This is a genomic window from Streptomyces sp. NPDC051578 (assembly GCF_044454045.1).
In the GTDB taxonomy this organism is placed as follows: Bacteria; Actinomycetota; Actinomycetes; order Streptomycetales; family Streptomycetaceae; genus Streptomyces.
In genome coordinates, this window is record NZ_JBITDH010000005.1 from 152,426 (window position 1) to 164,980 (window position 12,555).

14 protein-coding genes are annotated in these 12,555 nt (G+C 74.5%); 5 read left to right on the top strand and 9 right to left on the bottom strand.

The window, feature by feature from the left end; genetic code table 11:
- Positions 1-38 precede the first annotated feature (38 nt).
- Entirely contained in the window at positions 39-866 is an 828-nt protein-coding gene (locus ACIA6C_RS22360; RefSeq protein WP_399278245.1) for a DUF1206 domain-containing protein, read from the bottom strand.
- A 466-nt stretch (positions 867-1,332) separates the two neighbouring features.
- Here ACIA6C_RS22360 and ACIA6C_RS22365 point away from each other — a divergent pair, with 466 nt between their 5' ends.
- Positions 1,333-2,121 (top strand): restriction endonuclease, encoded by a 789-nt coding sequence (locus ACIA6C_RS22365; RefSeq protein ID WP_399278247.1) that lies wholly within the window; start codon positions 1,333-1,335, stop codon positions 2,119-2,121.
- 77 nt (positions 2,122-2,198) lie between these two features.
- Here the strand turns inward: ACIA6C_RS22365 and ACIA6C_RS22370 are convergent, their stop codons facing one another.
- The 5 genes from ACIA6C_RS22370 to ACIA6C_RS22390 all read right to left on the bottom strand — a co-directional run bounded on the left by ACIA6C_RS22370 (position 2,199) and on the right by ACIA6C_RS22390 (position 5,962).
- Positions 2,199-2,825, bottom strand: a complete 627-nt coding sequence (locus ACIA6C_RS22370; protein ID WP_399278249.1) for a DUF305 domain-containing protein — start codon at positions 2,823-2,825, stop codon at positions 2,199-2,201.
- 87 nt (positions 2,826-2,912) lie between these two features.
- The gene (locus ACIA6C_RS22375) at positions 2,913-3,320 is read right to left on the bottom strand and encodes a DUF6153 family protein (RefSeq protein ID WP_399278251.1); all 408 of its coding nucleotides are present in this window, start codon (positions 3,318-3,320) and stop codon (positions 2,913-2,915) included.
- A 124-nt stretch (positions 3,321-3,444) separates the two neighbouring features.
- Entirely contained in the window at positions 3,445-4,116 is a 672-nt protein-coding gene (locus ACIA6C_RS22380) for a DUF6445 family protein (RefSeq protein WP_361132528.1), read from the bottom strand.
- Between the two features lie 99 nt (positions 4,117-4,215).
- Positions 4,216-5,277 (bottom strand): NUDIX hydrolase, encoded by a 1,062-nt coding sequence (locus ACIA6C_RS22385; protein WP_399278254.1) that lies wholly within the window; start codon positions 5,275-5,277, stop codon positions 4,216-4,218.
- 61 nt (positions 5,278-5,338) lie between these two features.
- Entirely contained in the window at positions 5,339-5,962 is a 624-nt protein-coding gene (locus ACIA6C_RS22390) for a LysE/ArgO family amino acid transporter (protein WP_399278256.1), read from the bottom strand.
- A gap of 69 nt (positions 5,963-6,031) precedes the next feature.
- On the opposite strand from ACIA6C_RS22390, the gene ACIA6C_RS22395 reads away from it, so the two are divergent.
- The 3 genes from ACIA6C_RS22395 to corA all read left to right on the top strand — a co-directional run bounded on the left by ACIA6C_RS22395 (position 6,032) and on the right by corA (position 8,668).
- Positions 6,032-6,955 (top strand): LysR family transcriptional regulator ArgP, encoded by a 924-nt coding sequence (locus ACIA6C_RS22395; RefSeq protein WP_399278258.1) that lies wholly within the window; start codon positions 6,032-6,034, stop codon positions 6,953-6,955.
- A 17-nt stretch (positions 6,956-6,972) separates the two neighbouring features.
- Positions 6,973-7,365, top strand: a complete 393-nt coding sequence (locus ACIA6C_RS22400) for a TOBE domain-containing protein (RefSeq protein ID WP_361132520.1) — start codon at positions 6,973-6,975, stop codon at positions 7,363-7,365.
- Between the two features lie 220 nt (positions 7,366-7,585).
- Positions 7,586-8,668: a magnesium/cobalt transporter CorA gene (gene corA / locus ACIA6C_RS22405; protein WP_399278260.1), complete on the top strand. Its 1,083-nt coding sequence runs from the start codon at positions 7,586-7,588 to the stop codon at positions 8,666-8,668.
- Between the two features lie 41 nt (positions 8,669-8,709).
- On the opposite strand, the gene ACIA6C_RS22410 is transcribed toward corA, so the two are convergent.
- On the bottom strand, positions 8,710-9,441 hold the full coding sequence (locus tag ACIA6C_RS22410) for an anti-sigma factor domain-containing protein (protein ID WP_399278262.1): 732 nt from the start codon (positions 9,439-9,441) through the stop codon (positions 8,710-8,712).
- On the bottom strand, positions 9,438-9,962 hold the full coding sequence (gene sigK, locus ACIA6C_RS22415; protein ID WP_399278698.1) for an ECF RNA polymerase sigma factor SigK: 525 nt from the start codon (positions 9,960-9,962) through the stop codon (positions 9,438-9,440). The genes ACIA6C_RS22410 and sigK overlap by 4 nt, the downstream gene beginning before the upstream one ends.
- A gap of 292 nt (positions 9,963-10,254) precedes the next feature.
- Between sigK and ACIA6C_RS22420 the strand changes: the two genes are divergently transcribed.
- On the top strand, positions 10,255-11,100 hold the full coding sequence (locus tag ACIA6C_RS22420) for a chitosanase (RefSeq protein WP_399278264.1): 846 nt from the start codon (positions 10,255-10,257) through the stop codon (positions 11,098-11,100).
- Here ACIA6C_RS22420 and ACIA6C_RS22425 read toward each other — a convergent pair.
- The gene (locus ACIA6C_RS22425) at positions 11,073-12,500 is read right to left on the bottom strand and encodes a glycosyltransferase 87 family protein (RefSeq protein WP_399278266.1); all 1,428 of its coding nucleotides are present in this window, start codon (positions 12,498-12,500) and stop codon (positions 11,073-11,075) included. The genes ACIA6C_RS22420 and ACIA6C_RS22425 overlap by 28 nt on opposite strands.
- Positions 12,501-12,555: the final 55 nt, after the last annotated feature.

Genomic DNA, 12,555 nt, shown 5'->3' on the forward strand with positions numbered 1-12,555 from the left:
GGCCGGGGGACGCGGACGCAGCGGAGGAACCCTCGCGCTCAGACCTCCCGCCAGCGGGCCATCGCCCAGGAGAACACCCCGAACAGCATCAGACCGACGGCCACCGCCACCAGCAGCCACGGCCCGGCCGGGGTCTGCGTCAGGGTGCGCAGGGTGTCGTCCATGCCCTTCGCCTGCGCGGGGTCGTAGCGCACGGCGGCGTGCACCGCGAAACCGCCCGCCGCGGCGAAGACCGTGCCCCGCGCCACACCGCCGGCCACGCCGAGCAGTTCGACGGCCCGGCGCCACTGCGGGGAGAGGCCGCCCAGGTTCATGTGCTTGCGGAACTCGCGCCGAACGGCCCGTACGGCGATGACGACGCCGCCGACGACCAGGGCCGCGCCGACCGCGCCGACCAGCCATTGACCGCCGGGCCAGCCGAGGACCTTCGCCGTCACGTCCCTCGACTGCTCGTCGCCGGAGCGGGTTCCGCCCGAGCCGGCCGCGAAGGACAGGACGGAGTAGGCGGCGACGGCGTAGAACACGGCCCGTGCCGCCGAGGCCAGCCGCTTCGTCGCCGCGTCGCCCTTGGGGCCGGCGGCGCCGAACACCGTTTCGGAGAGCCGCCACAGCATCATGCAGACCAGACCGATGCCGACGGCCCAGACGAGGAAGGGGCCCATCGGCTTCCCGGCCAGTTCCTGCAAGGCGCCTTGCCGGTCCGCCTCCCGGCCGCCGCTGGTGCCGAGGCCGACGCGTACGGCCAGCAGCCCGGTCAGTACGTAGAGCACGCCGCGGGCCACCAGCCCGATGCGCGCCGTGAATTCGCGTGCGGTGCCGCCCCGGGAGACGGCGCGCACCCCTTCGGCCGCCACTGTGGCGCTCATCGGCCCGGACCTCGTCCCGCGGGGCGCCGGAAGTTCACCTCTGTGTGCCACATCCCTCAACCTTCCCCGTGCGGTCGGTTCGTGCGTGCGTGTGCGGGTTGGTGCGGGCAACGGAAGCCGCCGTACCGGCCCTTCGGGCGGAGGGGTACGGCGGCGGATCGTGCCGGTATGGGTCGTGCCGATATGGGGGCCCGCACACGACACCCGGGGGGATGGGGTGCCGCGTGCGGGCGCCGATCCCGATGGACCGCCACACCGCTCGAAGCGCCGGCCCACCGACATCAAGGCGTATGGCCCCGATCCGGAGGCGTAAACGGCCGCCCCGCGAAATTTCTTCGTCCGGCCGCGTCCGGCCGCGTCCGGACGGGACGGGTGGGGCCGCCCAGTGGTCCACCGGCCGCTTCAACGCCGCTCGCCCGGGCAGACGGCAGCAACGATCTTGAGCCGACAGGGGGGCGACGCGCCGATGACCATCTCGACCGAGCGGATACCAGGGCCCACGCGCGTGGCGGGCGGACGCAGACGCCGGTTCAGTCTGCGCGCGACCGCGTTGTGGTTCGCCGCCGTCGCCCTGCTGCTGTGCGGGGCCGGCTTCGCGGTACGGATCCTGGCCGGGGCCGCCGCCGCACACCCGGTCGCGGCCGCCCTCGTGGTGGCGGCCTGCGCCCCGGCGGTGTGGAGCTTCGCCCGCGCCGGGCGCCGGCTGCGCCTGCGGCGGACGGCGCGGCGTGCCGCGCGGGCGCTGGCGCTGGAGTGCGCGGCGGCGGAGATCGCCGTGGCGGAACCGGAGCCGATCGCACCCGCGACGGCCCCCGAACGGGCCGACGACGGGCACGGCTATTGTTACGACTACGACTACGACTACGACGCGCTCGACGCCGACGCGTTCGAGGCGGCGGTCGCCGAGTTGTGCGAACGCGACGGCTGCCGGGACGTGCAGGTCGTGGGGGGCGCGGGCGACCTGGGCGCCGACGTCGTCGCCACCACGCCCGACGGGCGGCGCGTCGTCATCCAGTGCAAGCGCTACTGCGCCACCAACAAGGTCGGGTCCCAGGACATGCAGCGCTTCGGCGGTACCTGCTACGCCGTCCACGAGGCGGATGTGGCGGCGGTCGTGACCACGAGCGACTTCACGACCCCGGCCGCCGAGTACGCCGAACAGTGCGGCATCCTCTGCTTCGACCGCCAAGCCCTCCTGGCCTGGTCCGCCGCGACCGGGCCCGCCCCCTGGGGCTGGGGCATTTCGTCACAGTAGCGCCTGACCCGCGCCGCACGGACAGGGCGGCCCCGTCCGGCCGTCCCGGGTGGGGGCGGCCGGACGGGGAGGGAGGGTCAGAGGCGGGCGAGGATCCGGGTCAGCTGCTCGACCTCCGCCGACTGCGCCGTGACCACGCCGTCGGCCAGCTCCTTCGCGGCGGGGTTGCGGCCGTCCTTCTGCTCGGCGCGGGCCATCTCGATCGCCCCGTTGTGGTGGGCGATCATCAGGCGGGCGAACCTCTTGTCGAAGTCCGCGCCCTTGGCGGCGTCGAGGTCCTTCATGTCCTGGTCGGACATCATCCCGGACATGCCGGATCCGTCGTGCGCGCCCGAGCCGTGGTTCATCCCCGGCATGGCGCTGCCCGATTCCGGCTTCCCCCACGCGGCGAGCCAGGACTTCATGGTCCGGATCTCGGGGTCCTGCGCCGCGCGGACGGCGGCGGCGAGAGTCTTGACCTCGGGGTCCTGGGCCCGTCCGGCTGCCAGCGCGGCCATCTCCACGGCCTGCTGGTGGTGGGGGATCATCTGCTGCGCGAACGTGACGTCGGCCGGGCCGAACGCCGCCACCGTCCGGGAGGCGGTCGGGGCGCCGTGTTCCGTGCCGCTCGTCGCGGCGCCGCCGCCCCCGCAGGCGGCGAGGAGCAGTCCGGCGGCGGTCGCGGTGGCGGTGAGGGAGATACGGCGGAGGGTGGTGCCGGTCATGGTGGAACCTCGTGGTGTCTGATCTGCCTGATGGTGGACGAACGGAGTCCCGCGGGCAGGGCGGACCGGCCCGCGGCGGCGTTCGGCCTATATGCGCAGGATCGACAGGAGGACGAGGTCGGGCGCCCGTGGCGGCGGGCGGGGGACCGGACGGAGCATCGCGCCCGTGCCCGGCCGCGCCACCCGCCCCGTACCCCGGCGCAGGGCGGCGCCCAGCAGCGAGAGGAGGACCGCGGCGCCCAGCACGGCCACGCAGAGGGAGGTCATGTCCATCTGCATGCCGGGAGCGTGCGGCGCCGCCCGGACGCCGCTGTCCGGACCGGCCGCAGCCATCGCGGCCGCCGTGTGCGCGGGCGCCGTGTGGGCGGGGGGATGCGCGGACGGGCTGTCGGGGTGACCGACCGTGTGCATCACGAAGACCCCGAGGGCGAGCACGACGACGAGCAGCAGGTGCGCCCAGGCACCCACCGCCCGCCCACTGCGGCTCGCGTTCACGCTCCGACCTCCGCGCCCGACGATACCGCCGCGGCGCGCGGCGCTGGGTCAGGGGATCCGCGTCGGGGCGGGGCGTCAGGCGGTAGGGACCGGCAGGCCGTACGGAATCAGGCCGTCCAGAGCCTCAGGCCATCCAGAAGAAGACCGCCGTCATGCGCTTCTCCTCCAAGGTGGTGCCGCAGTACCCAGTGGCCGTGTGGATCAGGTTGGCGGAGTAGAGCAGGAGGCGGTTCGCCTTGTGGGGCACGCGCACGTCCTCGACGAAGGAGTCGGGGGAGACGAAGCGGGTGCCGAGGGCGTCCACGAGGTTGTTGTGCGGCGCCGCCACCTGGTTGCCGCCGAGGCTGCCGCCCGCCAGCTGCTGGCGGTAGAAACTCGTCCCGTAGTCCTTGGGGACCAGGGGGTTGAGGTAGAGCACGGCCGCGTAGCGGCACAGGGTGCGCGAGTCCGTGTGGGGGCGCGGCTCGCACTCGCCCGCGCCGACGACCTGGACGCAGTTGTGGTTGAACGTGCCGCCCCCGGCGGGATTTTCCGCCCATATCCTCGGGGCGCCGGTCGCCTTGCGCACCAGGCGTTCGACGTGGGCCAGTTCGGCCGGTTCCAGCGCGGGCATGGTGCGCAGTCCCGGCCAGCTCTCCGGCTTGTGGGGGTAGCCCTCCGTCCAGTCGTCCCTGGCCAGGCAGCGCCGGCGGACGGCGTCCGGGTCCGGCAGCACGTCGTCGAGTACCCAGTAGTCGCGGCCGCGCGTCGGCTTGCGGTACGGCAGTACGGGAAGGGGCGGGGGTCGTAGAGACATGGAGGGGAACGTAGTTGCCGCCCCGACCGGGCTCACCAGGGAAGGGGTCAACCTTCGGTCAAGGGTTCCTCATGGTTCCTCACACGTGTGCGGCGGTGCTCATGTTCCTCCGTACGGACGCCCGGCATGCAATTCCAGGGGGCCGGTGCCCTGCGCCAGCGCCGTCAGGCAGGCCTCGATCTGCCGGCGCAGCAACGGCTTGACGAGGCCCCGCAACTCGCCCCGGGCCGCCGTGCGCCAGCCCAGCAGCTCGCTCGGCGGCAGGCGGATCGCGTCGAGTTCGACCGGCCCGAGCACACCGCCGTCGTAGAGGAACCGGATCCGGGCCGGACGCCCCTGCCCGTGTGCCCAGTTGACGGCGAGCAGGCGCCCGGGGGAGCGGTCCAGGCCGGTCTCCTCACGCACCTCGCGGGCGGCGGCCGCCCGCGGGGTCTCCCCGAGGTCGCTGTCGACGCCGCCGCCCGGGAGGATCCAGCGGCCCGGCTTGCCGTAGGCGGGGCGTACCAGCAGGACCCGGCCGGCCCGGTCGGTGAACAGCACGCTCGCCGCGGTGACGGCCTTGGGGCGCGTCGCGCGGTGGCCGGCGGCGTCGAAGGCCCCCGCGTGCTCCAGTTCGACCCGGCGGGCGGGGTCGAGTCCGGCGGGCGAGCCGGGCTGGGGAACGCCTTGCGCCAAGTGCGCGAAGGAACCGGCGTGGAGGGCCGCCAGACCGGCGCGCAGCCGGTGGACCGCGGCGGCGGGGAGGCGTCCGTAGGCCTCGTCGGGCGTCAGCCAGTGCGCCCCGGCGATCTCGCCGCCCACCGGGGGGTCAGGGGCGGCCGGCCCGCCGGCGAGCGGTCCGACGAGGTGGACGTGTACGACGAGCGACGGCCCCGGCGCGCCGGACCGGCAGGAGTCGACGGCGAGCAGCCGGCCCGCCGGCACGGCCAGGCCGAGTTCCTCGCGCAGCAGCCGGGCCAGACCTTCCTCGGGAGTCTCCGCGCCGGTCACCGCGCCGCCGGGCAGCGCGGGTCCGTGCGCGGTGGTCAGTACGAGGACCCGCCCGCGGGTGTCCATGACGATCCCGGTCGCCACGACGAGCGGGGCGGCCGCAGCGGCCGGAGCGGGCCGGGCGGCGTCGCCGTACGCGCGCGCCTCGCCGGAGGGAGGGTGGTCCGGCACTCGGTCTCCTCGGAGGAAGGGGGCGGGGGACCATTGTGGTCGCCCCGCCGCCGCGGAGCGGTCAGGCGCGGGCCAGCAGCATGCCGCCCATGCTCACCATCGTGGCCGCTACGAGCCCGTCCAGGACCCGCCAGGCCGACGGACGGGCCAGGAACCCGCTCAGCAGGCGGGCGCCGTAGCCCAGGGTGGTGAACCACGTCAGGCTGGCCACGGCGGCGCCGACGCCGAAGGCCCACCGCAGGTCGCCCCGGTCGGCGGCGAGGGACCCCAGGAGCAGGACCGTGTCCAGGTAGACGTGCGGGTTGAGCCAGGTCATGGCCAGGCAGGTCAGCACGGCGCGGCGGGCGGAACCGGCCGCGGCGCCGTCGGCGTTGAGGGCGGCGCCGGGAACGGGCCGCAGCACCCGGCGGGCCGCGAGGAACCCGTAGCAGATCAGGAACCCTCCACCGGCGAGCCCGACGACCGTCAATGCGGCCGGCCAGGCGGTGACGAAGGCGCCGACGCCCGCGACGCCCAGGACGATGAGGACCAGGTCGGACACGGCGCAGATGGCCACGACCGGGAGGACGGCGTGCCGGCGCGCCCCCTGGCGCAGGACGAACGCGTTCTGCGCGCCGATGGCGACGATGAGGGAGAGGCCGGTGCCGAAGCCCGCCAGGGCCGCTGTGGTGATGCCGTGTGTCATGAGTCCGACCGTAGGCGGCGAAGGCGGTGCAGTACAGCTAAAGATTTTTACGTAGCATTAGCGCTTGTGATGGATGAGCTTCCCCTTGAACAGGTGCGCACGCTGCTCGCGGTCGTGGACGAGGGCACCTTCGACGCGGCGGCGGCCGCCCTGCATGTGACGCCCTCCGCCGTGAGCCAACGGGTCAAGGCGCTGGAGCAGCGCACGGGCCGCGTACTGCTGATGCGGACCAAGCCGGTACGGGCCACCGAGTCCGGGCAGGTGGTGGTCCGCTTCGCCCGGCAGCTGGCCCGGCTGGAGCGCGACGCCCGGGCCGAGCTGGGCATGGACATGGCTGACGGACGGGGCCCGGTGCGGCTGCCGGTGGCGGTCAACGCCGACTCGCTGGCCACCTGGTTCCTGCCGGCCCTGACGCGGGTCCCGCAGGACCCGCCGGTCTGCTTCGAGCTGCACCGCGAGGACGAGGCGCACACGACGGCGCTGCTCCGGGAAGGGCAGGTGATGGCCGCGGTGACCTCCTCGCCCGACCCGGTGGCCGGCTGCACGGTACGGGCGCTGGGCCTCGCGCGGTACCTGCCGGTGGCCGCCCCCGCCTTCGTGGCCCGGTACCTGGGCGGGCCGCGGTCCCTGGCCGACCGGCTGCGCGGGGCGCCGACGATCGTGTTCGACCGCCGGGACGAGCTGCAGGACAGGTTCGTCCGGTCGCTCGCCGGGGCCGGCGCGGATGAGGCCCCGGCCGGCGCGGTGCGGCACCACGTGCCGACCTCGGAGGGCTTCCGTGACGCGGTGGCGGCGGGGCTCGGCTGGGGGATGGTGCCGCAGTCGCAGGCCGAGCCCCTGCTGGCGTCCGGGGAACTGGTCCTGCTGACCCCGCGGCGGCCGCTGGACGTGCCGCTGTACTGGCAGCAGTGGAAGCTGGACTCGCCCGCCTTGGCGGCCCTCGCCGCGGTGATCGCCCGCGCCGCGGAGGAGGTGCTCCTGCCTGCGGGATGAGCCTTTAGGGTGTGCCCATGGACTCCTACACGATCGGCCAGGCGGCCCGGCTGCTCGGTGTGAGCGTCGACACGGCGCGCCGCTGGGCCGACGCCGAACGGTTCCCGACCCGCCGCGACGGGCTGCGGCGGATGGTCGACGGGCCCGATCTGGCGGCCTTCTGCGTGGAGCTGGCGAAGGAGGGGGCGGAGGAGGACGAGGCCCCGTACACGTCGGCGCGCAACGCCTTCCCCGGGATCGTCACCGCCGTGAAGCTCGGCACCGTGGACGCGCAGGTCGAGATCCAGGCCGGGCCGCACCGCGTGGTGTCCCTGCTGACGCGGGAGGCGGTGGAGGAACTCGGCCTGGAGGTCGGGGCGCGGGCCGTCGCCCGCGTCAAGTCGACCAGCGTCTTCGTCGACAGGGCCTGAGCCGACCGGGCCCCGACGGGCGGCCCTGAGGCGGCCGGGCTCGAGGCGGCCGGGTTTGAGGCGGCCGAGCCTGAGGCGGCCGGCCCCGACGGGCGGGAGTCGCGGGTGCGGGGGTGCGCGGCTGCGCGGGTACGGCCCCCTGCGGTGTGCGCCGAGGGGCGCGGGCGGCGGCGGTGGCAGACTGGCCGCTGATCCGCCGAAGGGAAGTACCCCGTTGTCCATGTTCAGCAGCCTGCGCCGGGCCGTCCGCCGTGGTTACCGCCGGGCCGTCGACCTCAGCCACCCGGCCCGTTCCCCGCTCGGCAGCGCGGTCGTCAACTGCGTGGTCTACCGCGACGGCGTCCGCCAGGACGGCTGCGCCGACGCGGAGGAGGCGCTGCGCCGGGTCCGCAAGACCGGCGACGCCTTCGTCTGGATCGGCCTGCACGAGCCGTCCGAGCAGGAACTCGCGGGCCTGGCGGAGCTGTTCGGGCTGCATCCCCTCGCGGTCGAGGACGCCGTCAACGCGCACCAGCGCCCCAAGGTGGAGCGCTACGACGACACCCTCTTCGCGGTGTTCAAAACGGTCCGCTACGTCGAGCACGAGGAGCTGACCGCGACCAGCGAGGTCGTCGAGACCGGCGAGCTGATGGCCTTCACCGGACAGGACTTCGTCATCACCATCCGGCACGGCGGCCAGGGCACCCTCGGGCCCGTCCGCGAGGCCCTCGAAGCCGCACCGGAGCAGCTCGCCAAGGGACCGGCGGCCGTCCTGCACGCGATGGCCGACCACGTGGTGGACGACTACGTGGCCGTCACGGACGCCGTGCAGAGCGACATGGACGCCGTCGAAACGGCCGTGTTCAGCGAGAACGGCGCCCGCGGCGACGCGGGCCGGATCTACCAGCTCAAGCGCGAACTGCTCGAACTGCGCCGGGCCGTGGCACCGCTGAGCCGGCCGCTCCAGCTCCTCGCCACGCAGCCGATACCGGTCATCCCGGCCGAGGTCCGCGCCTACTTCCGCGACGTGGCCGACCACCTGACCCGCGCCACCGAGCAGATCAACTCCTACGACTCCCTCCTCGACTCGATCCTCCAGGCCCACCTCGCGCAGGTGACCGTCGCCCAGAACGAGGACATGCGCAAGATCACGGCCTGGGCGGCGATCGTCGCCGTCCCCACCATGGTCTGCGGCGTCTACGGCATGAACTTCGACCACATGCCCGAGCTGCACTGGACGTACGGCTATCCGGCCGTCCTCGTCGTCATGGCGCTGGCCTGCTACGTCATCCACCGCGGCTTCCGGCGCAACGGCTGGCTCTGAGCGCTACCGGCCGCCACGGCGGGCAAGGGCGCGGGCGCCGGTCAACGGCCCGGGCCGGCGGCCAGGGCCAGCAGCACCAGCGGCCGTGTCGTCGGCTGCGCCGAACCGCCCGCCGGCTCCAGGGTGAGGCCGACCGCCGTGGCACGGCCCACCGGGCCGCTCATGAGGGTGGCGCCCCCGCCCGCGACGAGACCGGCCGGGCGCATCCCCCCGTCGTCGGCGAACCACAGCTGGTACGTCTTGCCGTCCGGGGCGGCCGGCAGCCCCGAGCCCAGGAACGCCGCCCGGTCCTGCGCCGCGCTGACCACCACGGCCGCCCTCGCGCCGGACACCGACCGGCCGGTCACCGTACGGGCGTCGGGGGCCGTGAGCACCCCGGTCAGCTCCCGCAGGTCTCGCACCGCGCGGTCCGCCTCCCGGGCCTGCTCCCGCTGCCACAGCGTCGCGGCGCCCAGCGCCGTCGCCAGGGCCAGGCACGCCGCGAGGGCCAGCGGGAGGGCCCGTCTGCGCAGGGCCACGATGCCCCGCCGGACCGGGGGCTGCTGGCGCACCGTGTCGATGCGGGCCAGCACCGCGGCGCGCATCGCGGGCGGCGGCGCCAGGGCGACCGCCGCGCCGAGCCGGGCCGCCGTGGCGCTGAACTCCCGTACCTCCTGGACGCACAGCGGACAGGAGGCCAGGTGGCGCGCGAACGCCTCGTGTTCCGCGGGGTCCAGCGCGTCCAGGGCGTAGGCGCCGGACAGCGCGTGCAACGGGTCGGCGCCGCCGCTCATGCGGTGACCCCCATGCAGTCGCGCAGCCGGATGAGTCCGTCGCGCAGTCGTGTCTTGACGGTGGGGAGCGGGGTGCGCAGGGACTCGGCGACCTCGCGGTAGGTGAGTCCGCCGTAGTAGGCCAGATGGACGGCCTGCCGCTGGAGTTCGGTGAGCCCGCGCACGCAGCGGCGTACCTGTTCGCTCTCCAGTCGGATCTCCACCCGCTCACTCACCTCGTCGTAGGCGCGCGTGTGCTCCCGCGCGGCGTTGTCCTGCTCGCGTACCGTCGCGGCCTGCGCCGAGCGGACCCGGTCCACCGCCCGGCGGTGGGCGATGGTCATCACCCAGGTCATCACGCTGCCCTTGTCGGGGCGGTAGCGCGGAGCCTGGCGCCAGACCTCGATCAGCACCTCCTGGGTGACCTCCTCGGACTGCGCGCGGTCGCGCAGGACCCTGACGACGATCCCGTGGACGGGGCCCGCGATCACCTCGTACAACTGCGCGAAGGCGTCCTGGTCGCCGCCGGCGATCAGCGCCATCAGGGCGGGGAGGTCGGGTCCGGAGCGTTCCCGGGACGCGCCGGAGGTCACCGGTTGCTGCCGCACGCGGACCTCCTTCGGTGGCCGGGGCGGCCGTTTCGCGTACACGTCATGGCGGGTCGTCCTTCCGGAGTGGGCGCGGTACCCGGGGCGTCGCCAAGCATTCGGAGCCGAGGGCGCCTGCGGATTGGATTGCTCCGGAAATGACAACGGGGGTTTCCGCCGCACCCGTTGTCTGGTAGGAAAGTTTCCTAACGGAATCGGAACGCCTCAACCCCCGTATGGAGGCCTTGTGTTCGCCGCCCACCGCAAGAGCAGGACTATCGCCGTCGGAGCCCTCCTGGGCGCCGCCCTGATCGCCGTCCCCGTCGCCGCTCACGCCACTGTGGCCCCCGCCGCGCCGGCGACCGCGCCGACGGCCGTCAAGGCGACCGGACTCGACGACCCGGCGAAGAAGGACATCGCCATGCAGATCGTCTCCAGCGCGGAGAACTCCTCACTGGACTGGAAGGCCCAGTACAAGTACATAGAGGACATAGGCGACGGGCGCGGCTACACGGCCGGCATCATCGGCTTCTGCTCCGGCACCGGCGACATGCTCGACCTCGTCGAGTACTACACGCAGGTCAAGCCCGGCAACGTACTCGCCAAGTACCTCCCGGCCCTGCGCAAGGTCGACGGCAGCGACTCGCACCAGGGCCTGGACCCCAACTTCACCAAGGACTGGGCGAAGGCCGCCCAGGACAGCGAGTTCAAGAAGGCCCAGGACCACGAGCGCGACCGGGTCTACTTCGATCCCGCCGTCAAGCAGGGCAAGTCCGACGGGGTCGGCACGCTCGGCCAGTTCATGTACTACGACGCCATCGTCATGCACGGTGACGGAACCGACCCCACCAGCTTCCGCAACATCCGCAAGCGCGCCCTGTCCAAGGCCAAGCCCCCCGCCCAGGGCGGCAACGAGACCACCTGGCTGAACGCCTTCCTCGACGCCCGGGTCTGGGCGATGAAGCAGGAGGAGGCGCACAGCGACACCAGCCGCGTCGACACCGCCCAGCGGGTCTTCCTCAAGAAGGGCAACCTCAACCTCGACACCCCGCTCGACTGGAAGGTCTACGGGGACTCCTTCCACATCGGCTGAGCCATGCGCGGCGGCCCGGACCGTACGCCCCTCCCGGCCCGGGCCGCCCACCCCGCCAGCACCGCCGCGGCCGCCAGCCCGTACACCACCTGCACCGTCGCACCGCCCAGCAGGCGCGGGGCGACGTACGCCACGGCGCCCGCCGCCGCGACCCCCAGCCACTCGGCGCGACCGTCCAGCGCCACCAGCGCGACCAGCAGCAGCGCGTACCAGGAGTACCCCGGGGTCATCAGCAGGAACGCGGTACCGGTCACCGTCAGCGCCCCGCTCCACGGCCGCAGCGGATCCCCGCGCCACCAGACGTACGCCACCGCCGCCGCCATCCCCACCGCCACGGCCGGCACCGCCCAGGACGCCGGGAGCACCATCCGCAGCAGCGCGTACCGGCCGCCCGCGCCCGGATCCCGGTACCCCTCCTCCTCGGCGTAGCCGCCGAGGTACCCGAAGACGGAGGAGCGGGACACGAGGACGTACGGCAGGTACGCCAGCCCCACCACCGCAGCCGCCGGGAGCAGCAGCGCCGCCGCCTCCCGCCACCGCCGTACGCCCGCCAGCGCTCCCGGCAGCAGCACGGCGGGCAGCAGCTTCGCGGCGACCGCCAGCCCGAACAGCACCCCGCCCGCCGCCCGGCGGCGCACCACCACCCCCAGAGCGGCCAGCGACAGCAGCACCGCCAGGCCGTCGACGTGCGCGTCGTTCACCGCCTCCACCGCGACCGCCGGGCACCACGCCCAGTACGCCGCAACACGGGGATCCGCGCCCGCGCGCCGCCGGACCAGCAGCAGGGCCCCCGTGACGCCGAGCGCCGTCAGCGCGCCCCCGGCCTGGAGCGCCTTGTGGCGCACCCCCGCCGGCGACAGGACGTGCACGAGGGCGAAGTACCCCTGCGCGACGGGCGGGTAGATGGTGTGCGCGGCCGGCCGGTTGATGCGGGTGCACACCCCCGGCTCGACGGCCGCCCGGTCCGGACCGGCGCAGGCCGCCCGGCCGCGCGGGAACAGCCAGCCGTCGCGCAGCCCCCGCAGGGCCGGATCCGCGGGGGCGTGGTCGTACGGGGAGATCCCGGCGGCCTGGACCCGTCCGTCCCAGGCGTACCGGAAGGAATCGGTACTGGTCAGCGGAGGCCCGGCCAGCCCCACCGCCGCCACGGCCAGCGCACCCGCCAGCACCAGCGGGACGACGCGCCGCCGCGGGACGCGGCGCAGCGACCACAGGGCGGCGCCGAACAGCGCCCAGGCGGCGGCGTACCACCGGATGAGCCCCGCCGGGTCGGTGAAGTAGCCCGCATCGCGGACGGCCGGCACGAGGACGGCGGCCAGGGCGGCGAGCAGCAGTGCGGTGACGGCGGTCCAGGGACCGCGGCGGGGACGGTCATGGGGGCGGCGACGGGGCTCGTTCATTGCGCCAGCCTCCCAGCGCGAGCCCGCGCCCGGCCGATGACCTGCCCGACGTCCG

Bases quoted from the DNA above. Each gene is read 5' to 3' on its own strand.
- ACIA6C_RS22360 (WP_399278245.1), bottom strand. From the start codon at position 866: ATGAGCGCCACAGTGGCGGCCGAAGGGGTGCGCGCCGTCTCCCGGGGC.
- ACIA6C_RS22365 (WP_399278247.1), top strand. From the start codon at position 1,333: ATGACCATCTCGACCGAGCGGATACCAGGGCCCACGCGCGTGGCGGGC.
- ACIA6C_RS22380 (WP_361132528.1), bottom strand. From the start codon at position 4,116: ATGTCTCTACGACCCCCGCCCCTTCCCGTACTGCCGTACCGCAAGCCG.
- ACIA6C_RS22395 (WP_399278258.1), top strand. From the start codon at position 6,032: ATGGATGAGCTTCCCCTTGAACAGGTGCGCACGCTGCTCGCGGTCGTG.
- ACIA6C_RS22410 (WP_399278262.1), bottom strand. From the start codon at position 9,441: ATGAGCGGCGGCGCCGACCCGTTGCACGCGCTGTCCGGCGCCTACGCC.
- ACIA6C_RS22390 (WP_399278256.1), bottom strand. From the start codon at position 5,962: ATGACACACGGCATCACCACAGCGGCCCTGGCGGGCTTCGGCACCGGC.
- corA (WP_399278260.1), top strand. From the start codon at position 7,586: ATGTTCAGCAGCCTGCGCCGGGCCGTCCGCCGTGGTTACCGCCGGGCC.
- ACIA6C_RS22370 (WP_399278249.1), bottom strand. From the start codon at position 2,825: ATGACCGGCACCACCCTCCGCCGTATCTCCCTCACCGCCACCGCGACC.
- ACIA6C_RS22425 (WP_399278266.1), bottom strand. From the start codon at position 12,500: ATGAACGAGCCCCGTCGCCGCCCCCATGACCGTCCCCGCCGCGGTCCC.
- ACIA6C_RS22400 (WP_361132520.1), top strand. From the start codon at position 6,973: ATGGACTCCTACACGATCGGCCAGGCGGCCCGGCTGCTCGGTGTGAGC.
- sigK (WP_399278698.1), bottom strand. From the start codon at position 9,962: ATGGCGCTGATCGCCGGCGGCGACCAGGACGCCTTCGCGCAGTTGTAC.